14 protein-coding genes are annotated in these 24,656 nt (G+C 44.5%); 9 read left to right on the forward strand and 5 right to left on the reverse strand.

Annotation, left to right across the window (positions count from 1 at the left end; translation table 11 throughout):
* Positions 1–5: 5 nt before the first annotated feature.
* On the reverse strand, positions 6–1,130 hold the full coding sequence (locus tag M4S28_RS07020; RefSeq protein ID WP_004734655.1) for a M14 family metallopeptidase: 1,125 nt from the start codon (positions 1,128–1,130) through the stop codon (positions 6–8).
* A 137-nt stretch (positions 1,131–1,267) separates the two neighbouring features.
* Complete coding sequence (locus M4S28_RS07025) at positions 1,268–1,543, reverse strand: nitrogenase-stabilizing/protective protein NifW (protein WP_004734654.1); 276 nt, start codon at positions 1,541–1,543, stop codon at positions 1,268–1,270.
* 173 nt (positions 1,544–1,716) lie between these two features.
* Between M4S28_RS07025 and M4S28_RS07030 the strand changes: the two genes are divergently transcribed.
* Entirely contained in the window at positions 1,717–1,929 is a 213-nt protein-coding gene (locus M4S28_RS07030) for a TIGR02450 family Trp-rich protein (protein WP_017093192.1), read from the forward strand.
* Between the two features lie 39 nt (positions 1,930–1,968).
* Here the strand turns inward: M4S28_RS07030 and M4S28_RS07035 are convergent, their stop codons facing one another.
* Positions 1,969–2,706, reverse strand: a complete 738-nt coding sequence (locus M4S28_RS07035) for an HAD-IIB family hydrolase (RefSeq protein WP_249632565.1) — start codon at positions 2,704–2,706, stop codon at positions 1,969–1,971.
* 742 nt (positions 2,707–3,448) lie between these two features.
* Here M4S28_RS07035 and proV point away from each other — a divergent pair.
* From proV to proX, 3 genes are read left to right on the forward strand one after another with little or no spacing between them, the layout of a single operon-like run.
* Complete coding sequence (gene proV, locus M4S28_RS07040; protein WP_017086175.1) at positions 3,449–4,636, forward strand: glycine betaine/L-proline ABC transporter ATP-binding protein ProV; 1,188 nt, start codon at positions 3,449–3,451, stop codon at positions 4,634–4,636.
* A 3-nt stretch (positions 4,637–4,639) separates the two neighbouring features.
* Positions 4,640–5,734 carry a glycine betaine/L-proline ABC transporter permease ProW gene (gene proW, locus M4S28_RS07045; protein WP_004734649.1) on the forward strand — a complete coding sequence of 365 codons (1,095 nt, stop codon included), beginning with the start codon at positions 4,640–4,642 and terminating at the stop codon, positions 5,732–5,734.
* Positions 5,727–6,734: a glycine betaine/L-proline ABC transporter substrate-binding protein ProX gene (proX, locus tag M4S28_RS07050; protein ID WP_102504035.1), complete on the forward strand. Its 1,008-nt coding sequence runs from the start codon at positions 5,727–5,729 to the stop codon at positions 6,732–6,734. The genes proW and proX overlap by 8 nt, the downstream gene beginning before the upstream one ends.
* Positions 6,735–6,963: 229 nt before the next feature.
* Here the strand turns inward: proX and M4S28_RS07055 are convergent, their stop codons facing one another.
* The gene (locus tag M4S28_RS07055; RefSeq protein WP_249632566.1) at positions 6,964–7,338 is read right to left on the reverse strand and encodes a YybH family protein; all 375 of its coding nucleotides are present in this window, start codon (positions 7,336–7,338) and stop codon (positions 6,964–6,966) included.
* Between the two features lie 141 nt (positions 7,339–7,479).
* Here M4S28_RS07055 and M4S28_RS07060 point away from each other — a divergent pair, with 141 nt between their 5' ends.
* From M4S28_RS07060 to M4S28_RS07075, 4 genes are all read left to right on the forward strand, one after another.
* Positions 7,480–8,346, forward strand: coding sequence for a LysR family transcriptional regulator (locus tag M4S28_RS07060; RefSeq protein WP_249632567.1), 867 nt, complete (start codon positions 7,480–7,482; stop codon positions 8,344–8,346).
* Between the two features lie 187 nt (positions 8,347–8,533).
* Positions 8,534–9,781, forward strand: a complete 1,248-nt coding sequence (locus tag M4S28_RS07065; protein ID WP_133149480.1) for a paraquat-inducible protein A — start codon at positions 8,534–8,536, stop codon at positions 9,779–9,781.
* A 24-nt stretch (positions 9,782–9,805) separates the two neighbouring features.
* Complete coding sequence (gene pqiB / locus M4S28_RS07070) at positions 9,806–11,431, forward strand: intermembrane transport protein PqiB (RefSeq protein ID WP_249632568.1); 1,626 nt, start codon at positions 9,806–9,808, stop codon at positions 11,429–11,431.
* On the forward strand, positions 11,431–11,934 hold the full coding sequence (locus tag M4S28_RS07075; RefSeq protein ID WP_054541021.1) for a PqiC family protein: 504 nt from the start codon (positions 11,431–11,433) through the stop codon (positions 11,932–11,934). The genes pqiB and M4S28_RS07075 overlap by 1 nt, the downstream gene beginning before the upstream one ends.
* A 137-nt stretch (positions 11,935–12,071) precedes the next feature.
* Here the strand turns inward: M4S28_RS07075 and M4S28_RS07080 are convergent, their stop codons facing one another.
* Positions 12,072–13,931 carry a helix-turn-helix domain-containing protein gene (locus M4S28_RS07080; protein WP_102495844.1) on the reverse strand — a complete coding sequence of 620 codons (1,860 nt, stop codon included), beginning with the start codon at positions 13,929–13,931 and terminating at the stop codon, positions 12,072–12,074.
* Positions 13,932–14,237: 306 nt separating this feature from the next.
* Here M4S28_RS07080 and M4S28_RS07085 point away from each other — a divergent pair, with 306 nt between their 5' ends.
* Positions 14,238–24,632, forward strand: coding sequence for a DUF11 domain-containing protein (locus M4S28_RS07085; protein WP_249632708.1), 10,395 nt, complete (start codon positions 14,238–14,240; stop codon positions 24,630–24,632).
* Positions 24,633–24,656 lie beyond the last annotated feature (24 nt).

The raw sequence follows: 24,656 nt of genomic DNA on the forward strand, positions 1-24,656 counted from the left end.
TCGTTTTATAGCTCGTCTACTGTTGCCCAAACCGCGGCTAGCATGTCGTGACCAAATGCAACACTGCGCTCTGGAGACCAACCGTAAAGTTCGTCAGCGTGGCTGATGTGATCTTTAAACGGCATCTCGACAGTGTAAGCCAGACATTTGAACTGCTCACCGATCCAATTTGTGCCGACGGTCATATTTGCTTTGCCCGGTTCGTCTTTATCGTAACCAAATTCATCTTGGAATTCTGGCGTGATAGTCAGAAGCGCTTGCTTGAAGTGATTCTCCAATTTTGCAATGCGCTCGTTGTATGAAGGTGTGCCTTCGCTACCTGCAACAAAGTTATATGGAATCGCTTCGTCGCCATGAATGTCTAGGCACAGATCAACGCCAGTTTCTAGCATGCGCTCGCGCACAAGGAAAACTTCAGGGCTGCGTTCTAGAGAAGGTGATTGCCATTCGCGGTTAAGGTTTACACCAATCGCATTAGTGCGCAGGTGACCACGGATGCTGCCATCTGGGTTCATGTTCGGTACAACGCGGAACACAACGCTGTCTAGAAGAGAGCGACCGACTGTGTCTGTCTCATCAAGCAGGCGTTGCAGCAGACCTTCGATTAGCCATTCAGCCATAGTCTCGCCTGGGTGTTGGCGACCAATAACCCAGATGTTTTTCTTCTCTTCACTTGGCTCACCAATGGTTAGCAAAGTGATGTCGTTGTTGTCTAGCGTGTGACCCAGAGTTTCTAACTTACATGCTGGGTGAGTTTGAGCACTGTGCAGAAGATCTTGGTGACGATCGTATGAGTACGGCGCGAAGTACGCGAAGTACATTGAATCGTGTTCAGGGATGATATCAAAGCTTAATGTATCGCCATCGAACTGAGATGGAATACGGAACCACTCTTCACGGTCATAAGATGCTACAACATCATAATCTTTCCACCCATCAGGGTAAGCAGATGTTGCCAATTGGCCGATTTCAAAGTGGTGAGCTTGTTGAGCTTCACTTTCTAAACGGAAGTGAAACCACTGAGAGATTTCAGTCTGGTTGTCTGCTGGGATAGTCAGTTGAATATTTTGTGGTGAATCTGCTGAAACGACGTGAATGTTGCCGCTTTCGAAATTGCTGAAAATTTTCATTGTAGTTTTTATCTCGTAGTTGAGTTGCCGTAAGACTAGCACACTTTTTTTCGAGCAAACCACTAACTAAATCGTAATGAGATGTTATTTCAATTCTCTATTTTTTGTTATCTACCTTTAAGCAATCTGATTTTGAACTAGCGGCGTTGACAAGTAGTACAACCACGACAGGCAGAACGTGTGTAACGATCCAGTTTACTGCGTTGAACCTTACAGTACGCGTTTTTCAGTGCTCTTCTTCCAGAAAACCAATCATCGGGTTTCGACAGGATCAGATAACCATTAAAGCGCTTCACAAGCTCTATTCTATTTTGGTCGATAAACTTGCTATCAAAGCCAATTTCAAAGTAATCAAGCGCTTGTTCGATGGCGGTGAAACTCGCTATTTTTTGCTGGAATTCTGTTTGGTTCATGGGGATTAGTCTCTGAACTGGTGGCAGCTATTGTACCGAGTCTACGACTTGTTTTATTGACTTTAGTTATGACTTATCTGGATTTTAGTCATAGGTTTTCTCAACTTAAAATGATCTTTTTAACTCTTTGAAGCTTATAGATAAAACATCAATGAACTGTGCAGGAAAGAATCATGAACCGGATCAACCCAAAGAAGTTACTTCGTAGTAAATGGACCGCGGTTAGCCCAGTAAAGAAAGAAAAGCATTTTATGGTCACTGAGGTTGAGTTTGAAGAAGGGGAGGTGATTCGTTGCTTGATAGAAGCAGTGATGACCAAACGAGAGGAAGCTATTAATTGGCGAGATCTAACCGACAAGGAGCATTGGCTTCCAGGTTGGAAGTAAGGACGTGAAGTAACGAAGAGTATCTCAACTACGCCCGTTTTAACTGCCCGCTACCGTTTGCAATTGCCAGTATTTGAGTCCTTCTAACACACCTTCAGCGTGTGTTGCTCTGCTAGTATACACATTGTCTCGATCAGACAAGTGAGCGACCTCAGGATAATGGTTAGCCACTAATATTGAGTTTATGCCCTTTATCGTCAGCATAGAGGTGTCGTTGGCAGAGTCACCGGCAACGCACACTTCTTCAACGCTCAACTCATGTTGTTTAAGTAGATGATGAATCGCTGTGGCTTTATTGACACCTTTAGGCGTGATATCTAGGTACCAATCGTGAGAGTAAGTGAGGTGTACATCTATCCCGTGTAATTCTAAGCTCGATTCGATCAGTTCATGCTGAGGCTCTGAGAGCTTTCCTTCAAAAGTGATTTTGTAATCACCCTGATGGCTCTCTAAGCGTTCGCCCATGAAATCGAGTGGCGCCAGTGCTGACTCTACCTTTGATTTGTTCCAAGAAGCTTCTAATTGGTTGTGCCAAATATGATCAGGCTTTTGGGAGTGAACGTGATGAATTCTGGTGCCCACATCGCTGATAATACTGTGTGGTTTCGGGTAGTTATCTGATGCCAAACCCACCCGAATTGAGGGCAGAGTTCTACCCGTCGCGATGATAAAGCGGATATCAGGTTGCTCCGCTAAGTAGTTAAATAACTGATTAACCCCATGAGATGAACCCCCATCAAGCGTACCGTCAAAGTCACACACCAGCATTTTTATCATTCGAGCGCCTTGTCCTTTTCTTTAATAATCGCGGAAAGTATGTCGATTTCTTCTATAAATAATGGCTCAGCAATGAGGACTCTACAAGTTGTCTTTCGGCTTAGATAATCGACACTCATTAGTTTGCAGTAAGCATCACACTTGGCGTTATGTTTTGGATACTGAAGATAATTCTATCAATTTGACCAGTGCCAAACTTGGTTTATTCCATCGGCTATTCTATTTTCATATAGTGACCTTCTGGCCCTCTATTGGTTTAAATGAGCGGTTGTGAATACCTCTGCGTTTTTGCCGAAGCTATACCGATCTTCTTGTTACATCGATAGAGAAGAAGGGGAGATTTTGCTCTCCGTAAAGCGCAAATTTCCAGTTTTTAGATATCGTTAAAGCCACAATAAATAGTTTGTATTCGAATTATTTGTGCACGAAGTATTTACGTTGAATCCTAGTCTGTTTCACCCATTAATTGTTTTAATGTGAAATAAATATTCAATAATCTATCAGTAAGTAATAGATAATATTGAACGCATTTATATCGTTTTAATATCCTTTATTATCAGTGTTTTGGTGGGTTTTTTCTGGATATTGAAACTTGATTTTGGTTGGCGAAATGATTGTTTTTGATAAGGGTTACCGAACGCAACCCCTTGATTTACAGCTCTACATTGCTTAGAGTGCTAATCGTTTTTCGAGCTTAAATAACCATTTTTAAGTTAAAATAGCTAAGAAAGGATTAGATTATATGGATCCCATACTGGAAGTTAAGGGACTGTACAAGGTGTTTGGTGAAGACACCGACCGTGCTTTTACAATGATTAATGAAGGCGCGGATAAAGACAAAATTTTCGAAGAAACAGGGTTAACGATCGGTGTTAACGATGTTTCTCTTAGTATTCAAGAAGGCGAGATTTTCGTGATTATGGGATTGTCAGGATCTGGCAAATCAACCCTAGTACGCCTTCTTAACCGCTTAATCGAACCTACCAAAGGTAATGTGCTTCTTCGAGGCAAAGACATTGCCCACATCTCAGAAGATGAACTGCGCGAAGTCCGCCGCAACAACATCTCCATGGTTTTCCAAAATTTCGCACTGATGCCGCATATGACAGTTATCGAAAATGCTGCATTTGGCCTTGAGCTGGCAGGTGTTGAAGTAGATAAACGAAAACAGTCAGCATTTGAAGCGTTAGAGCGCGTAGGTCTTGGCGCATACTCAGAATCGTACCCAGATGAATTGTCTGGCGGTATGAAACAACGTGTTGGTCTAGCGCGAGCCTTGGCATGTGACCCAGATATCCTGTTAATGGACGAAGCGTTCTCGGCACTCGATCCTTTGATTCGTACTGAAATGCAAGATGAACTGATTCGCCTACAAAATGACGATAAACGAACGATTGTATTCATCTCCCATGATTTGGATGAAGCGATGAGAATCGGTGACCGTATTGCCATTATGCAAAACGGTGAAGTGGTTCAAGTGGGCACACCAGACGAAATTCTTAACAACCCAGCGAACGACTATGTCGAAGCCTTTTTCCGTGGTGTGAATGTCGCAAGCGTACTTACTGTGAAAGACATTGCACGCAAGAAACCGGCTGCGGTATTTAAAAAGTCAGAACACGACGGTCCAGCTTCCGCTCTGCAAATCCTAATGGATAACGACCGTGAATACGGCATCGTTGTTGAAAAGAGCAGTCTTTACTCCGGCATTGTTTCTATTGACTCTCTTCGTAAAGCTCACAAAGAGAACAAATCATTAGTGAGCGCGCAGCTCGATGATGGATTAACGCTGAACCCTGATTTACCAATCAATGACGTGCTTGGCCTTGTTGGTGGTGTGCCTTACTCAGTGCCTGTTGTGGATGAGCAAGGTAATTACTTTGGCGTGGTAACTAAGTCACGTTTGCTACAAACATTGGATAAGGGGTAGATCATGTCGTCTGAACAAACAAATAATGACCCATGGTCACAGTCTGCTCCTGCCGCTCAGCCATCAAGTGATCCTTGGGGTCAAGCCGCTGACACTTCACCATCGGCAGATTGGCTAAGCAGTGAAACTGTAGAAACCATTCCTTTTGATCCTCTTAATCCTTTTGCAGAGGCAGTTTTGCCTGTTGATACTTGGGTTGAGTCTGGATTGAATTGGCTAGTTGAACACGGACGACCATTGTTTCAAGCAATTCGTGTACCTATCGATTTCATTCTAAGTTCATTTGAAACGGCATTGGTGTCTACGCCAGCCCCATTTATGCTCATCATTTTGTTCTTGGTGGCATGGCAGTTTTCAAACCTGAAACTGGGTGTTGCTACGGCAGTATCTCTTACTATGATTGGTTTGATTGGCGCTTGGTCTGAAGCGATGACCACGCTTTCACTGGTGATGACATCTGTATTCTTCTGCCTGTTGATCGGTTTACCCATGGGGATATGGCTCGCCCGCAGTAACACGGCGGCTAAATTCGTTCGCCCAATTCTGGACGCTATGCAAACAACGCCAGCCTTCGTTTACTTAGTACCCATCGTAATGTTGTTTGGTATCGGTAACGTTCCGGGTGTGGTGGTGACCATTATATTCGCACTGCCACCGGTGGTACGTTTAACCATCCTAGGTATTCAGCAAGTACCGGAAGATTTGATCGAAGCGGGTCATTCATTCGGTGCAAGCAAAAAGCAGATGCTTTACCGAATTCAGCTGCCACTTGCATTACCAACCATTATGGCGGGCGTGAACCAAACACTGATGTTGTCGCTATCTATGGTGGTTATCGCATCAATGATCGCGGTAGGTGGTTTAGGTCAAATGGTACTGAGAGGTATCGGCCGTCTAGATATGGGACTGGCCGCTGTTGGTGGTCTCGGCATCGTTATTCTAGCAATCCTGCTTGACCGCATTACCCAAGTTCTTGGGGTAAATGCAGGTAATACAAAATTACGCTGGTACCACATGGGCCCTGTTTCTCTTGTGCTCAATGCGATAAATCGCGGCAACAAATCAGAACTACAATTAAGGAAAAACACCAATGAATAATTCATGGAAGAGCAAACTTGCAGTTAGCATCGTTTCTACATTAGCAGTATCAACTAACGTGTGGGCAGCAAGCTTACCGGGTGAAGGTGTATCAGTTCAGCCAGTTCAATCGTCTGTAGCGGAAGAAACATTCCAAACGTTGATTGTTAACCGCGCCCTTGAAGAGCTTGGCTACGACGTGAAATCTACGCAAGAAGTGGACTACAACGTAGGTTACACCTCTATCGCAAAAGGTGACGCGACGTTCCTAACGGTAGGTTGGTTCCCGCTTCATGCTGATAAATACAAAATGGCGGGCGGCGATGACAAATTCTACCGCGAAGGCCAATATGTAAGCGGTGCCGCTCAAGGTTACCTAATTGATAAGAAAACGGCTGAAAAATACAACATCACTAACATTGGTCAACTGACGGATCCGAAAATCGCGAAGCTGTTTGATGCGGACGGTGATGGCAAAGCCGATCTTACAGGCTGTAACCCAGGTTGGGGTTGTGAGATGGTGATTGAACATCAACTTTCAGCGTTCAAACTGGACGATACGGTAACTCACAACCAAGGTAACTACGCTGCAATCATTGCAGATACGATTTCTCGTTACCAAAAGGGTGAATCAATTCTTTACTACACGTGGACACCTTACTGGGTAAGTGGCGTATTGGTGCCTAACGAAGATGTAGTTTGGTTAGAAGTACCTTTCTCAGCACTTCCTGGCGAGCGTTCGAATGTGGATACAACGTTATCTAACGGCAAAAACTACGGCTTCGAAATGAACTCAATGCGCATTATTGCGAACAAAGAGTTTGCTAAAAACAACCCATCAGCAGCGAAGCTTTTCGAAATCATCAAACTTAACATCAATGATGTAAGTGCTCAGAACATGATGATGAGTAAAGGCAAGAACAGCTCTGCGGATATCGAAGCGCACGTAAACGGTTGGATCAAAGCGAACCAAAGCATGTTCGATGGTTGGATTACAGAAGCGAAGAAAGCAGCACTGTAACTTTGACTTGTATTCGCTCTGTCTTACCAGACATTTTGATTTGAAATGATGAGCGTGTTGAGTGATTGTGTAGAGTCACTGAATCACCTTCAAATCAAGTGATAAGGCGACAAGAGTGAACGTTAAAAAGCCAGCAGTCCATTTGGATTGCTGGCTTTTTGTTTTCTGTTTCTGTTTCTGTTTCTGTTTCTGTTCTTGAGCTGTGAGCTTCTAGCTTTTAATTACAGCTCTAGCGTTCGCCTTGAACTTCGAAGTCGTCGCTGACTAAACGAGCGCAACCATCCGCTTCCAGTGCCCAGTGTTCACGATGAACAACACCAAACGCCTTGTTCATTGTCCAGCTAGCGGTAAGAATGTAACCACCTTCTGGGTGTTCTTCCCATTTTACATCGGTGTAATCAACGTCTTTGAAGCCTTGGTCGATGATGTTTTGCCAAAATGCTTGAATCGCTTCACGACCTTCAAAAGTACCAAATGGACGCGCTTCCATTACACAGCTTTCAGTATATTGAACGGCACAACCTTTTGCATCTTGGCTGTTGAATGCTTTCTGCCACGCGTTAATGCCTTGCTTACATGCTTCTAAAATTTGGTTGTCTAACATTGTCTTTCTCCATAACAGTATTGTTTCGAGCACTGTCTTTTTGATTTGGTATCTCGATAAGTTGAATTGAGTTTAATCTTGGAAATTGATTTGAAAAACAGAGATAATAGAAAATACTGTTTGTAAAAAGAGAACAATAAGATGAGTAAGCTAAAGCAGATGTCGATTTTCGCTCATATCGTAGAGCAGGGTTCAGTCTCGGCTGCGGCTGAAAAGCTTGAGTTGTCTAAATCTGTCGTCAGTCAGCACCTCAAAATCTTAGAACAAGAGCTAGGCGCTTCTCTTCTTAAGCGCACAACACGCAGGCAATCGCTGACTAGTATGGGTGAGCGTTTTTATTTGAGTTGCAAAGACATCAACGTGATCGCTGAATCGGCTTGGGATATGGCGAAAGCTGAGCTAGAAGAGCCCCAAGGTCGGATTCGTATTACGGCGTCGAATGCTCTGATGGACTTGCTCGTCGTACCCGTCATTGCAGATCTGATGAAGCAATATCCGAAGCTAAAACCAGAACTGATAAGCGACGATCAGCATCTAGACTTCATGGAACACGATATTGATCTCGCGGTACGAGTGGGCAGTTCTCGTGACAGTAACCTCAAACAGAAACGCTTGGGTGAATTTAAAGACGTGTTATGTGGTGTTGAAAGCATGCTCTCTCGTGAGCTTGAATCTATTCCTTACATCGCAAATTCTTGGCAGGGAAAACAGGTGACTCATCACTTTAGTTCGCAAAATGAACAAGACTTTATTTACCAACAGCCAGCCAGCTGCATTACGAACTCCTTTCACAGTTGTCTCGCCTTGATCAAATCTGGCGTCGGTATCGGCGCTATTCCAGACTTTTACCTTCATCATCTATCCGGTGAGGTGGTCGACATGATGCCAAGCTTTCAATTACCCACTAACACGGTTTATGCGTTGAACCCATTCGCTTCAAACACGCCTATCGCCATCAAGCTGTGTGTTCAAGCGTTGGAAGATAAGCTTAAGCAGAACTTAGTTTAAGCTTTCTAGACACAGCTCTAGGGTTATGAGGAGGTGGCCAATTGGTCATCTCTTCTTTTATCTTTCTACCTCTCATTTCTACGATACTGTATTTGTTTAATTGTGTGCATATTGGCAAAAAATCCAACCCTTACTTATAGTTAGTCTTAGTGTCTAGTTGCTTATCAATCGCTAAGAGGTGCCGTTATTGTCTGATCTTTGTACCAAGTCATGCATCGAATGTGGGTTAGTCAGTCAGTTCCGGGAATTACCTTCGGGCAGTGAGGCGTCGTGCCCTCGTTGTCATCATACTTTGTGCAGCATCGGCGCGAGTAAGGGGCAAGGAGTGATGGCCTACGCAGTGGCCAGTTTGATCACACTCGTGATGAGTCTTACTTTTCCCTACATGTCATTTAGCGTCCAAGGTATCAGTCAACAAATAACCCTTTATCAAGCCGTAGATATGATGAATAGGTTAGATAATTCACTGATTGCCGCACTCTTATTTCTTGCCGTTATTTTCTTGCCTGCTTATTTTCTAATTAGCGCGATCTGGTTCTATTCGTTGACTGAAAAAAGGCGCACTCACTCGCCGAACCTAAGCCGTTTAGCGATCTTCATTTTAAAGACCTTGAGCTGGGTTAAACCGTGGCTCATGGTGGATGTATTTTTGATTGGTGTGTTGGTTAGTTTGATTAAAATAGCAGCACTAGCCGATGTCTCTATGGGCATATCGTTTTGGGCATTTGGTATCTACGCTATGCTGGTGGTCAAAACCATTTCGTTGGTTGATTTTGATTGGATCTGGGACCGATTGATCCCACCTAAGCCGTTGCATGAATCGGTAACGGGTAGCCTTTTTCAAAAGCACGACCATTTGGTTTGTCATGTTTGTGGGCAGGTTCACTTGTACGATGAACAACTTAGTCAATGCTCTCGTTGTCATGTTCACCTACACCGATTTAATCCAACTAAAAACCTTCAGATAGCGTGGGCTCTATTACTCACATCCATTATTTTTTACATCCCGGCAAACCTATACCCAATGATGTATACGTCTGCATTCGGGACGAGTGAAGGTTCAACCATCATCGAAGGTGTCATCATTCTGTGGAATATGGGGTCATACCCAGTCGCTTTGATCATCTTGCTTGCCAGTGTGTTTATACCGATGGCAAAAATGATTGCGCTCGCATACTTGTATTGGAATGCAAAAAGGGTTCAGGGTTTACCTGTTCATGAAGCGACTCGATTTCTCAAAATATACCGTGTTACTGAGTTTATTGGTCGGTGGTCAATGATAGATATTTTTGTGGTTGCCATTCTGGTTGCCTTGGTTCAATTAGACGGATTGATGGCGATTTATCCTGGGCCTGCTGCTTTGTCTTTTGCTGCCGTCGTCATTTTCACTATGTTGTCGGCAATGATTTTTGATTCTCGAATTATATGGAAATAATCTCTCGGTAGAGGTGTGGGGTATATGGAAAAACAAAGCGCGTCAGATGCGAAAGTATCAAAAAAAAATGAATTGTCTCCGGTCTGGATTGTGCCCATTATCGCGGTTCTGGTCGGCTGTTGGATGTTGTTTCAGTACTTCAACAATCGCGGACCAGAGATCACTTTGATCTTGCCTGATGCTTCAGGTATCGAAGCTGGAAAGACAGCAATTAAGTCTAGAAATGTACATGTGGGCACTATTACGGATGTCGCGCTGAGTGAAAATTACGAATACATCATAGCCAAAGCTCAGATAGACAAGAAAGCCTCACGCATGATCAATAAAGAAACCCAGTTTTGGGTGGTTGAGCCCCATGTCGGCACCGATGGCATTAGTGGGCTTGAGACCATTTTGTCGGGGTCGTACATTGAGTTGAAGCCGGGTAAATCGAGTGAGTCTCAATTGAAGTTCGATGTATTAGACACACCACCCGTCGCGGGACCAGATACCAAAGGAATTCGTGTGGTGGTTTCACATAATAAGGCCAATCAACTGCGTGTAGGAGAACCTGTCTTGCATCATGGCTTCGTGGTGGGTCGGGTTGAGAAAACAAGCTTTGACTATGAAAAGAAAGAGGGAAAATACCAACTGTTTATCTTTGCACCTTATGATGGCCTGATTTTCGAAAAAACGCAGTTTTGGCTATCTTCTGGAATCGATGTGAAGTTTGGTGCGAATGGTTTAGACGTTAACTTTGCATCAATAGAAAGCATCCTGACTGGTGGTGTGAGCTTTGATGTAGCCGAGAGTATTAAGCCTGGATTGCAGATAAAAGAGAACCTTCAAGAGTACACTCTGTACGACAATTACGACGCGGTTTTACAAGGTAAGTACACGACATCGATCGAGTATGTGTTGCTATTTGAAGAATCGGTTCGAGGTTTAAGGAAAGGGGCTCCAGTGGAGTATCGTGGTGTCAGGATTGGCACTGTGGATACGGTGCCGTTACAAATTCGCATGGATAAAGATGGCAAGGTCTCGAACCGTATTCCTATCTTAATCAAGCTGGAAATAGAACGAGTTTCTGAAGTCTTTAGAGCCGTGAATGCCGAAGCCTTTGCTGAACGCGTCAGGCTGCAAATGGGCGAAGGGTTAAGAGCGACCTTGAAAACGGGTAACTTGCTTACAGGAGCGCTGTTTGTCGACATTAATTTTTATGAAGATGAGGAGACTTACGAACCCAGAGAATTTGATGGTTACCCTGTGTTCCCAGTTGTCGCGGGTGGTCTAACCGAAATTCAAAATCAGATCACCGATTTCCTAACCAAGATTAACGAGCTACCGTTAGACGCGACTATCGCCAATTTAAACGGATCGCTTGCATCATTAGATACTACCTTGAAGAGTGTCGATCAACTGATGGGTAGTGAGGGCGCAAAAGCGTTACCACAAGATCTGAGTGACACCATGAAGCAACTTGAGGCGACATTAGAAAGTTACGATGATGACTCCGACGCTTACAAGCAATTGATCAGTGCATCTGAAGAGTTAGAACATGTGTTAAAAGAGCTTCGCCCACTGATTAAAGTACTGAACGACAAACCCAATGCGTTAGTGTTTGGTAGCGAAGTAGAAGAAGACCCGATTCCAGTTAAGGGAGTGGAATAATGAGAAAGCAATTTATATCACTGGTTGTGTCAGTTGGGCTCTTGGGGTGCGCAGCGCCTACTGATGGTACTAACGCCTACCTCTTGCCTGAAAGTACATTGGATAAGCCCATCTTTAAGGTCAAAACTAGTGTTGATTTGCCGGATTACCTCGACACGATAGGAATAGCTTATCGCAAGTCTGAAAATGAATTGGTGTCTGCGCGTAAACACGTTTGGGCGGAAAACCTTGAAGGGTTGCTTGAAGAGCGAGTCAATACTTCTGATACATCGGGAGAGCCTGAAAGAGAGTTGACGATAACCTTTGAGCAGTTCAATGGTTCTTATACCGGAAACGCAGAAGTGAAAGGAACTTGGGTATTGAGCGAGCAAGGCTCAGAGCTCGCGCGTGCCGACTTCGAATCAAAAGTACCCTTGAAAGAAGCAGGTTATGAAGCACTTGTTGAAGCCCTAGGTGAAGGGTTAGATGAGGTGTTATCTGAGATACAGACGCAATTGCCTTAGGTGTCTGTCTGTGTGAATACCGCTGGTAGTTATCTGGCTAATTGACTTATTCACCCGATTACTATTGGGTAGCCTCTCGGAGAATTAAAAAGCCACCTATTGTTTGGTGGCTGTTTATATCCAGTAAACCTGAGTCGTTAACCATATTTATTAATAAATGCGATAACATTCTTGTTACTCAGTAATTCGATTTTGTCGATAGTCAGTACGCAATAGCGGTAGTTTTTGTTTTTGAAGGTGATGTTCGACTTTTGTTCTGTTGGTTCTGAAAACTTCCATATTTCAAATCCGATGTTCTTCATAAGTTCCAATGCACTTGGGTTCTTTATGATCATGGAATACTTTTTAATCTTAGTATTTCTTGCAAGAAGCTTCATATCGGAAATCAGGTTCGCAATAGATTGTTCACGCTTCTCAGAGTGACCGCTAACCACAATGTAATTTAAGTTATGATTAGAATCTAAAGAGCAGGCTTGCTTAATATGTAGATGCTTATTTTGGTATTGCTCGAATACCTCTTCGTTGAAGAAAAAACCTAGGCTATGACTAACAATATCGCCATTAACATTGACCATTTTTCTGCCATGCGCCTTTTTTTCACTGCAATAGAGAAACAGGTCGATAGCATCAAGGGCTGAAGGGTCTACCTTTGTATATTGTGAAATCAGCTTTATTCTATCTATTATTGCTTTGTCATTCTGATCTGTCATCAATGGCATGATCTGACAGTCGCAGCCCTCTTCTATTTCCCCTTTAGTGATAGACGATATTCGGCTTTGAAACGAAAAGAACCTCTCACGAAGGAAGTCTTCAAGTAGTGCACGGTCTTCGTTATCTTCTGAATCAAAGGATTTCAACGTTGTATACAAGTCCAGACCAAGGCAGTCCAATAGCTTTAGGGCTTTGTAATTACTTGGCTTTACTTTGCTATTTTCCCATCGATTTATCGTTACGACATCTACAGAGCTGAATTCATCATCTAAGTGATTAATGTATGCCGCAAAATCCTTTTGCGTTAACTTCAATTTCTTGCGCGCTTCGCGCAGTAATTGCGGAAATTTCATCATGGTAGAATATTCATCTTTGATTAGTGACATTACGTTCCGATTCGTCAGATAGTCTATTTTATCAATCGTTAATATACAGTAGCTATAATGTTTATTTTTGAATGTGATATTACACTTTTTAGCAGAAGGTTCTGAAAATTTAAATACTTCAAACCCCACGCCCTTCAAGAGTTTCATCATGTTGGGGTCTTTTACTAAAACAGAGTATCTTTTTATATTTTCATTCTGAGAAAGTAACTGTATATCTGAAACTATATGCTCAATAACATGATATTTTGTCTCTGAGTGTGAGCTTATATTAAAATAATTTATGCTTTTGCTTGAATTTAAAGAGCAGGCCATTCTTAGATCTAGCTCTTGAGTTTTTAATGTCTCAAATTGATGGTCTTCAAAGAAAAAGCCTATGTTGTGACTCACAATGTCGCCATCTGTATTGATGAGCTTGTGACCATGTGCTTTTTTCTCACAGTAATAGAGATATAAATCAATTTGGTCCAGTGGCGATATATCGACTTTTGTGAATTTAGAAAGTAGTTTGATTCTGTCGATAACGCCAGTGTCACATGGCTCTGACATTAAAGGCAGTGACTTAAAGTTGCGTTCGCCTTGCTGTTGATTCAGGCCTGATAGAGCTGAAATTCTACTTTGAAATGAGCCATAGGATTCGTTTAAAAACAGTTCGATTAGTGTGTCTTTTTGTTCGGACTTAAAGCTCTTTATTGTCTCAAACAAATCTCCGCCAAGGTACTGTAAGATCTTGAGTGCTTTGTATGTACTAGGTTTTACCTTACTGTTTTCCCAACGATTTATCGTTACGACGTCAACCGCATTAAACTCATCGTCCAGCTGATTTAAGTAGGTTGCAAACTCTGTTTGTGTAAATTGAAGTTCCTTTCTGAAGTTACGTAACAACTGTGAAAACTCACTCATTAAAACATTAACCTTCTGATAATTAACTCAATGTCTTGATTCTAATTTAGACATCAGACTCTCTATTTAACATCTTCAGTAATTTGTTTTTTACGGATGTTAATTGTTCGGATTATTTGAACTGTATGTTGCGCATGTCCCTAACTGGCTGAGTGCCAAATTGGTGACGTCAAATCTATGGCTTTTTGCCTAGACACTTGTCAATCTACTGTGAAGTGCGCGTTAATGTTCAGATACAATCTTGCCTTTTTCTTATCCATTCTATTGTTTCCATTTGCCTCCTATGCGGATACAACGGGTCTTGTTATGGATCTGTCTGTTGACAGCGTGTCTTACGACAACGACCAAGAGGTGGCTTATACGCTTGTTTTAACGAATGAGTCGGATAAAGCTATCGCTGAGTTGGACGTTAAAGATGAGCTGTTAAATATCTTAACGACAGATGATCAAGGAAATAATGTTAACGCGTTCTCGCAAGTTTCGACTCAAGCGCAATACTCCTTCCTGTCATCTCCAGGTGATTACAGTCGCTTCGGAAACTTAGATGCATCAGGTGTGCGTATTGCGGCTGGTGGGTCGGTGACCTATACCATGGTCGCCACCGTTTCTGCCGACGCAGCCGGTACGATTGATAACGTCGCAAGTGCGAGCACTGGACTGTTGGATGCTGTTGAATCAAATACAGAATCCATTCAGCGTGGTGTGTACCAACATGATGTTGTTGTTTCGGTCGATAAGACGAACTATCAACTCAATAACAAACTCACCTATAAGATTAAGGTTTCGAATACTGGCGATACCTTTATTCAGACGCTCGACGTTCAAGATGTCCTTTCAGACATAAAGGCACTCAATATTGAAGGGGCTTTGCAACAAGCCTTTACTGACAACGTTAACTCAGTCAGCAAGGTTGAAGGTAGCAAGAGCGAACCAGGTACCTTCGCCGAATCAGGGGACTTATCAGTAAGTGGTGCGTCGATTGATATTGGCGGGTCTGTGACTTACGAAATTCAAGCGACCGTTGCCGACAGTTTAGTCGGCGACATTGTTAATGACGACATAATTGCTGAAACACGCGATGACTTGGTCACAGTTGATGACGTTATCACTCCACCCACTGAGCCTAGTATCACCCTGACACATACCTTGAACCAATCGGATAGCTACCTAGTCGATGATGAGTTTTCCTATACGGTCACGGTTGCCAACCAAGCAAGTACTGGTATCGCGTACCATTATTCTGTTCAGCAGTTTCTTGCGGATCTTGAAACCGATCTAGGCAACGATGTCAGCAACGAAAAGAATGCAACTGACACGGTTGGTAACCCCTACGATTTTTGGACCAATGAAGTGACCTCGATTGGTTCTCATAGCCTTTCTGAACTCAATGTATCTGGAAAGGAGTCCAACAAGTCACTAGAAGACAAAGTGTCTATCTATCCCGGTGAGCAGATTGTTTATTCCGTTGTAGTGGACGTTAGCCCTGTGTCTATTGGTCAAATTCCCCAAGTTGCAGCCCGAGTGGTTGATGCTGATGGCCTCGCAGATTCTGGCGATGCTTTGGCTAATATTCTTGATTCGAAAGGCGTTCTGACGACGTCATCAAGTCAAATTACACGTAATAAAAACACCACCGATACTACTTATGTCCCGGGGATAGCCGGTGATAACGAAGTAGTTTATGACATTGTTATTTCTAACAAGGACACAGAGTTTTTCGCCAACGATATTGAAGTCATCGATAAATTTGCTTGTATCGTGACAGAACAAGCGGATGGCTCCAACGCTTCAGCATTTTCCGAGTGGAAGCTTGAAGTCGCCGATAGAAGTGGTGATGGCTCGAATTATGGTTCATTTAATTACAATACTTGGACAACAAACGACATCAATTTGAAAGTCGACCTCGCACCTGAGGGTTTCGTTCATTATAAGCTGACCGTAAAAGTGGCAGACACCAGTGTGGGGCAGATTGTTGATGATGGTACCGATGCGGGCTTGTGTTTAGGGGATAACTTAGGCGAGTCAGGCTCTGGTGTCCAAATGCCAAACTCGAAATTAAAAGTCCAAAAGGAAGTGGATTCTCGTTACTACTCAGCTGGCGGTACCCTGAACTACGACATCACGGTAGAGAATAACGGTGACGGCTACGCGATTGATGTACCGGTTTATGATGATTTAGTCTCTGTCATGACTCAGTCTATTAACGATACACCGACTAAAGCATATTTGAGCTGGGTTATTACTGCGAAATCCTATGCCTCTGACGGCTCAATTTCGACAAACAGTGATCCCGGCTTTACTGGTCAAATTGAAGGTAATCAAAGCAATAAACTTATCTTGGACGAGAAGGCTAAGTTGGCCCCACACGATAAGATCGTTTATAGCATTGCAGCGGTCGTAAACCCCATTGCCGATGATGAAATTCGTAATGAAGTGACGGTCGACAGCGTGCTTTATTCTGACAGAGGCTCATACCCACGAGATTACTACTTAGTATTGGATAAGCGTGTTGATGATCATAACGAACAAAGCGCGTATACCGACACCACCAATACTGTCACTTATACGATCAGCATTACCAACCCAGCAGGGAATGGCTTCGCCTCTAACATCAATGTTAAAGATGAAATCAGTACCATAGAAGCGGAGTTACTTCATGAGCCGGGTGAAACCAAGCCCGTGTTCTCTTCGTGGACGATCAATGCAGAAAGAGAGGCAGACTCCCCGTGGGTGAAAGCCGTGACTGACCCAGGGGATTTTTCGGATAACAATGATCTGGATGCCACCGCTCAGATCCCGCCAGGTGCAACGATTACCTATACCATTGTTGGGACACTCGATCGAAATGTCGACAGTGAGATTCTTTGGGGATCATTCACCAATACTGCAACAGTGACGGGGCCTGAAACTAACCTATCGGATACGGTACGCACCTATCCTAGCGAACCGAACCTTGTGGTTGCTAAGACCGCTCGAAACACCGACTTTGTTGTAGGTGAGCGCGCTACGTTCGATATTTATATCTATAACCGAGGCATCGGCTACGCAAATGACGCAACGGTACAAGATAGCATTTCAGCACTTAATTTCTTTGATAGCTGGACAATTGTAGGTTCGACCGACACCGATAAACCGGGTTCTCGTTACGGTGACATTGCTAACGACACTGACATCAATACCGACGTTGATATCACTCCCGGAGGGTGGGTTCACTATGAGGTGAGCGGTATTGTTAAGTCTGACTATGAAGAAGAACAAGTATCGAACCGTGTTGATGTTTACGATCCTATTACAGACCGTGACCACAGCTCTTCCGCTCAGATAGATAACTCACACAGTACCTATGACATCAATGTCTCACTAGCTAAAACGACCGATGTAGTCCGTTACACGCCGGGTGAAGATCTCACCTACACCATCGTTATTGGCAATAATAGCGACACTGATGAGACCGATCTTATCTTCATGGATCGCCTGAGTGAGATCACCACTACGCTAGCGAATGATAAAGATGGTGAAGTAGAAGATGTTCTTGACCAAAACCCGTTTGACTATTGGTCTGTGGATACTGGCTCTGGTTTCGGTCCTCAAACGACTGAAGATGTGGAGTTCCCAGTTTCAATTCCTGCCAAAGACTTTGTCACGGTGCGCATTAAGGCGCATGTCAAAGACAGTGCGGTGTCTAACGGTGTCGCTGACAGAGACGGCGGCATAATCCGCAACGAAGCAGTGCTGATTCATGACGATAATGCCGGTTGTACTGACGATTGTGAGTATGCCAAACGTGCTGTGGCTGAAAACCATCAAGTGCACAACAGTGGCGGAGTAGTTCGTACAACCAATATTAACCGTTACTCCCCGGGCGATGAGTTGACCTATACCATCAAGTACAACTCTCAAGATGGACACGGTTATCGAAACAACGTTGACGTTAACGAACTGATTAATGGCATATCAGTGGAGCTACAAGATGGCAATTCAGGCAATCCATTTTTCGATGATTCGGTAGGTTCAAACAAGTTTACGGTGGCGGTTGCTAAGAGCGACCCTACGAACGCGGGTACAACAGATGGTACCAAAGACGGTGATGTTGCGAACGACACTGACATCGTAACCTCGATTGATATCGATGCTGGCGAAGACGTGACTTACACAGTAACAGGTACCGTAAGACCGGATGCGGTCGGTGATATTCATTATCGAGATACCGTCGTGATTCCCGATGACTACCATTTAGATTTTGATAAAACGACTGATGAAGCGGTGTACGAGCCCGCTCAAACCGTGACCTATCACTTAGTGATTGAGAATGACGGCAAAGGTAACGCTCACGATATTCCAATCGTCGATAACCTCGAAGATATTACGGTCAGCTTAGTGGATGGTAATACAGGACCAGCGTATTCAGATTGGACTATCACATCGATAGCAACTGGAACCGATTCTGAGTATGTGGATGCGGGCGCAGGTGCTGGCAATGTTTACACATCAACCAACAGTAACCTAAATGTTGAAGCCGATATTCCGATGGGCGCTAAGCTTGAGTACCAAGTTGTCGCGACCATCAATGACAAAGCCAATGGTGATGTTGTTAACGTTCTAACCGTTGATGGCGACACGATATCTAATGATATTCGTCAAGAAGCTCGAAAAGTTGATTTTGAAAAGAACATTCTGGCGTATTACGACACGGATGAAAACGAACTGGTTGGCGCAACTAACTACATGCCAGGTGGTTATGTTGAGTATGAAATTTTAATTGAGAACATTGCGAGCGCCCACGTTGATGATATGAGCTTGCGTGATGACATCGACCAAATTAACACTCAATACTTTGATGGAACGCGTGGCCCTGCATTTGATAGCTGGACGATTGAAACATTCACTGATAGCTCAGGTATTTCCAACCCAGATGTTGATAACTCAATCCAAGACAATAAGCCGATTGATACTCACTTCGATGTCTCGGCAGACAACTTTGGCCGAGCTGCATCGTCAGCGTTTGTCCGCTATGTCATAAAAGCCAAGATCAGTCCGAAAGCGGTAGGTTCTTTTACTAATAAAGCTTACATCGATGAAGACAATGGCAATGAGTTGATCGCGGTATCGCCACCATCAACGATGGCGGACCCTGAAGTCACGTTCTCTAAAAAAGCCTTTTATGATGCAGGCTTCTCTTCGCAAAAAACTGAATACTCTCAAGCTTTTGGCGAGAGTGAGGTTTATTACCGCATTGAGATTAAGAATGCGGGTGATGGTATTGAATATGGTTCTCGCCTAGAAGATGCGATTTCGGAAATTCAAACTCGTATTGCAGAAGACAGCACCACTTCAGGTGGTGATCCTGTCGGCCAACCATTCTTGGCTGGCTGGGAAGTGAGCCTAGATAAAACGGCTGCGACAGGTTCTATTACCGACGCGATTGACTTTGTACTGGGCAATAACATCAATATTGATAACGACATTGTTATCGCGCCTCAAGAAAGCCTAACGTTCACTATTCATGCTCAAATTCGTGAAGATGCATTGGGTGACATTCAAAATAAAGCGACGTACGACGGTAGTGCTCGAACAGCGAATTTAATGCCACTTGAAAATAATACCAGTGTTGAAAAACGTGTGGTGTCGATCAACGGTAACCCGTTCAGTGATGGTGATACCTATCTTCCGGGTGACGAAGTTGAGTATGAATTTGTAGTCACAAACCCTGAAAACGGTTGGGCGAATGATATTCAGATCAAAGACACAATCACAGACATTCAAGTCGAAGTGATTGGCGGTAAAACGGAATCCGCTTTTGTTTCTGACGATATCACCCATGAAGTCAGCAATGGTATTGATGCCAACGCTGATACTTATGTACCAAGCTACAACACCAGCGGCAACCTTGATATTGATACCGATATTGCCGCGGGAGAAGTGCTGACCTTTAACTTAACAGGTATCGTTCGTGACGACGCTTTGGGCACGATTGATGCGAACCAAGTGACCGCAGGAAGCGACTCTGCAACATCGCAAGTGATACCACCTAAAGATGCCGAGCTCGATTACTTCAAAACCTTGGTGTATACCGATGGTGAATCGGCAGGGTGTTCTGTTCCTTCAAACGATGGCAGCGGTTGTACTTACGCACCACGTGGTGATGTTGAGTATCAAGTTACGTTAGATAACACAGGCGATAGCATCGCAAATGATGTGAGCGTTATTGATGCGATTCACACCATCAAAACCGAAGATGGCGATGATGCGTTCTCTAGCTGGACAACGGCTATTGCGGTTGAACCTGTTGGCACTTACGACGTGCAAGGTAACTACAACGGTAGCGTACCATTGAATGCAACTGTCGATCTTCGTCCTGGTGAGCGTATTGTGTTTGACGTGAAAGGCACCGTGTCGACTTCAGCGACAGGCACTATTACCAACACGGCGCAAGTGAACGGTGATAACACCAACGACATCGTACTTGATCCAGGCCGCTCGAATATCCTGATTGATAAATGGACGGATACGCCTGAGTACGTGCCGGGCGGTACTGTGAATTACTACATCGGCATCACCAACGACGATGTGGATTCTGGCCTGTTTTCGATTCGTGACATCATCAGCGGCTTTGAAGTCGAGACTGTCGATGGCTCAATGAAAACGGCACTGACAGAATGGACGGTTGATTACGATGTGCTTTATAACTCGGCGCCGTCAGACCCTGACGCTAATGATTTTTCAGAGTTAGATAAGCTCGTTGGTCAAAACAGTCCAGACATCGATTTACCTGTTGAATCGATCAAGATGGCTGGGCGTGACGATGCCGGTACGGGTGGTGGTGATAAGTACACAGCTGTCCGTATTCACGTTCAAGGTAAGGTTCGTGATGATGCGATTGGGCGCTTTACCAATACGGCTTACCTGCGACATGGTTTGGACGATTCGAAGATTGCTCGCTTGCGAGAAGGCTTTATCACTCCGAAGTCGGGTCAATTGGTTCTAACCAAAGAAACGACGCCAATTGCAGAACCTGATGCCAAATACCAACCGGGTCAACCAATCTCCTACAAGATCACTGTGGCTAACACGGGTGAAGGTTACCTTGTCGATCAAATTCTAACCGATCGTATCGACACCATCATGACAGAGGTGGCTAACAACCCAGATCAAGAGCAAGCGTTGACAGGCAGTTGGATCATTAGCGACGAACAGCTTGATGGCAGTGGCGATCCTGCCCTGAACGCTCGCAAAGATGTGGTTAGTAACGCACAGGGTTATAGTGCGACTTACAGCATTCACCCGGGTGACAGTTATTCATTTGTCGTGACCAACACTGTTAATGATAAGGCCAAAGGCGAGATCACTAACGTCGTTAAAGTTGATAGCGACGACGGTGAGCACTCAGCCGACGCGACCTACATTCCAGAAGACGCGCAAGTTGAGATCACTAAAGACGTCGATAAAGCAGAGTACCTTCCGGGAGAGGCGCTTCAGTACACCGTGACCGTTAAGAATAACGGCTTAGGTTGGGCAGAAGATGTCGCTATTCAAGATGCGCTGAAGTCGGTTGAAACCACGATCGCAGGCGGTGCGACTGAGCAAGCTTTTGACCCTGCTTCAATCCAAATATCTGCGGTATCGACAACCGGTGAAACCCCAGTACCGGATGCAACCCGTGGTGAAGACCTTAATGAGACGCTCGATATTGCGCCTCAAGACAGCATTGTTTTCACTATTCAAGTGACGACTAATCCGTTGGCGACAGGCGATATTACTAACATCACATCAGCGACCTTTGACGGCACAACATTTGATGACAGTGCTACCAGTACACCAGTGTTGGCGACGGTTTCGGTCAAGAAGACGGTTGATACGCCATCGTATGAAGTAACCAAGCTGATTAACTACGACATCACCGTAACCAACAGCTCTGATGCGTTTGCATCTGGTGTTCAACTTCAAGACATCATCAGTGACATTAAAGTCGACACGACCGCGGATAAACAAGAGTCGGCATTCCTACTATGGGAAGTGAGTTTTGACGCCTCGGATGATCGCTCTGTTGTCACTCCCAAGACGTTCGACTTGAGTGAAGACATCGATGTGAGTATGGATGTTGCGCCACAGAGCACTGTGACTTTCCATGTTAAGGCGTTAATTCGCACGACAGCGATTGGTGATATCAGCAATACGGCCACCATCACTTACAACGGTGCCCCACAAGACTCTACCGTTACGATTACACCGAAAGACTCTGAGTTTGTTGCGACCAAAACCAATGTGCAAACAGAGTATGAGCCGGGTGGTGAGCTGGAGTTCTTGATCACCATTGAAAACACCTCGAACAACTACATCAGTGACTTAAGTGTTGTTGATGATATGGAGTCGATTGAGGTCGCATACTACGACGGTTCGACGGGACCTGCTTTTGTGGCTGGTTCCACCTCTTTGGTGGTCGATTCAACCACAATAGGCACCACCACCGAGCAAGTTAGCCCGACGGAATACAACGTAGATATCGCCCCACACGGCACAGTTGTGTTCCGCTCAAAAGGCACCGTAGTCGACACCGCAACTGGACACATCATTAATACCGCGCAAGTAGACGGCGGCGATGTTATCAGTCCTCCAGTTCACACCGTGGCGGCTGTGGTTCAAGCTGAGTTGTTTACCGATGCCCCGTATTACGTACCGGGAGAACAAGTTGAGTATCACTTAGTGGTGCAAAATATTGGTCGTGGTATAGCTAAAGATGTCGCGCTTTACACTCAGTTCTCTGAATCCATGGGTGATCATATTGATGGTGATTTTAGTAATGCGTTTGATAAATGGACACTAACGGCAACATCAGAAGGGGCTGAAACTCAACCGGGCACCTTTGATAACGACAAAGACCTGTTCACCTTGGTCGACATCGCGCCGGGCGGCAAGATTGATTACACGTTCACATTGACGGTCAATGAAGACATGCTGACTAACATCGATGTGCTTGGTTACTACCTCGACTTAACTGGTAGTCCAGCGATGCGCGCTCGTTCTAAGGGCATGTTGGCGTCTGAAACCTCGATGCAGGCAGTGGCAGACCAAGTATCTGCTTTGGATTTGCCGCCAGTGGGTGCTGATCTGGTTGTTGAAAAACGTTCTGATAAGCCTGAATACACCGAAGATGACGACAGTGTCACTTATTACTTAGCCGTGACCAACAACGGTCAAGGTAACGCGGCTAATGTTCGTCTAACCGATGAGATCAGTGAACTACAAAACAGCACAGGTAATAAAGTCTTTATCGATTGGACAATTGAAGGTGTGGAAGTCGACGACTCGGGCGCGGTTATTCAGCGTCATTCTTTCCCGTCGAATAAAGACTTAGACACCACAGTTAACCTGAAATCCAACAAACGAAATGCTTACGCGTTTGAGGTCGTGGGTACGCTAGGTAAGGGCTTGGATGACGACATTACCAATACCTTTACGGCGACCGAATCTGACGGTACCGAAACCAGCGACAGTGTAACTACTCATATCAAGAAGATTCCTGATAATTCTGGGGAGTTGGAGCTGACCAAGTCTGCGTTGCAAGATACCGCGCAAGTGGGTGATGCGGTTGAGTACGAGATCATCGTTGAGAACAACAATGAATCTTACTTTAAGAACGTGACGGTGGAAGACCGTTACCCAGGTGGCCTGAAATACATCGTGGATACATCAGAAGTTGTGCTAAGCGGCATTGATGGTGAGTTTGGTACGGAAGACGATCAGGTTATCTCTCAAGAGCCATCAGATACGGGCAAGTTAATGTTCACATCGTTGAACTTTGATCCGGGCGAGAAGCTGCGTATTCGTTACTTATTGCGTGTCTCGGTAGGTGCCACCTTTGGTGATTACATCAACACCGCAGTAGCGAAGGTTGATGGCTCGGCTGTTTCTAATGAAGACACCGCCAAAGTGACCATTGAGCCGGACAAGGTGTTCGATACCTCATCGATCATCGGTAAAGTTTTTGAAGATCATAACAAAGATGGATTCCAAGCTGATGCAACCGCGTTTGATGTTGAGCTAACTGCGAACTTAGCAACACAAGGCTACATCGCTGATTCGACGCACATCATTCGTGATGGTCAAGACGTTGCTATTCAAGATGGTGCGATAACCACTGCACTTGAACAAGGTTTGGAGCTTGGTGACCTTTGGGGACATTCAGTGAACCGAACACTGCCAGAAACCAGCAAAGTGGTTATTCAATTTAAAACTCGTACACAGCAAAGCTTTGATTTCTACGTCACGACCGATGCGGGCTCTCGCATCGAGTTCGACGCACAAGGTCAGATTCAGTTTAAGCATGAATCGGACAAGAAAAAGGGAATGAGCGCGGAAAGCCTCAATGTAACCAGAAACCTATATCGCGATGGCGAGGATTACCTGTGGGAAATCGTTATCGAGAACAAAGGTATTTACGAAGATGGTATTCCGGGCGTTAAGTTGATGACGGTTGAGGGAATCGTTATTTACACAGACCAGTACGGTCGTTACCACGTGCCCGACCAATGGGTACTCAATAAGAAAGGTAAGAACTTCCTAGTGAAGTTGGACACTGATTCGCTCTCTACCTCCATGGAAGTGGTGAGCGAAAACCCAAAAGTGTTGCGAATTACCCCGAACAAGCTCACCAAGTTCAACTTTAGCGTTCATCGCAAAGACCAACAAAGTGAACAGAAGTAAGCCATTGGAACCGTATCTGGAAAT

The organism is Vibrio sp. J383 (assembly GCF_023503985.1).
Classification (GTDB): Bacteria; Pseudomonadota; Gammaproteobacteria; order Enterobacterales; family Vibrionaceae; genus Vibrio; species Vibrio splendidus.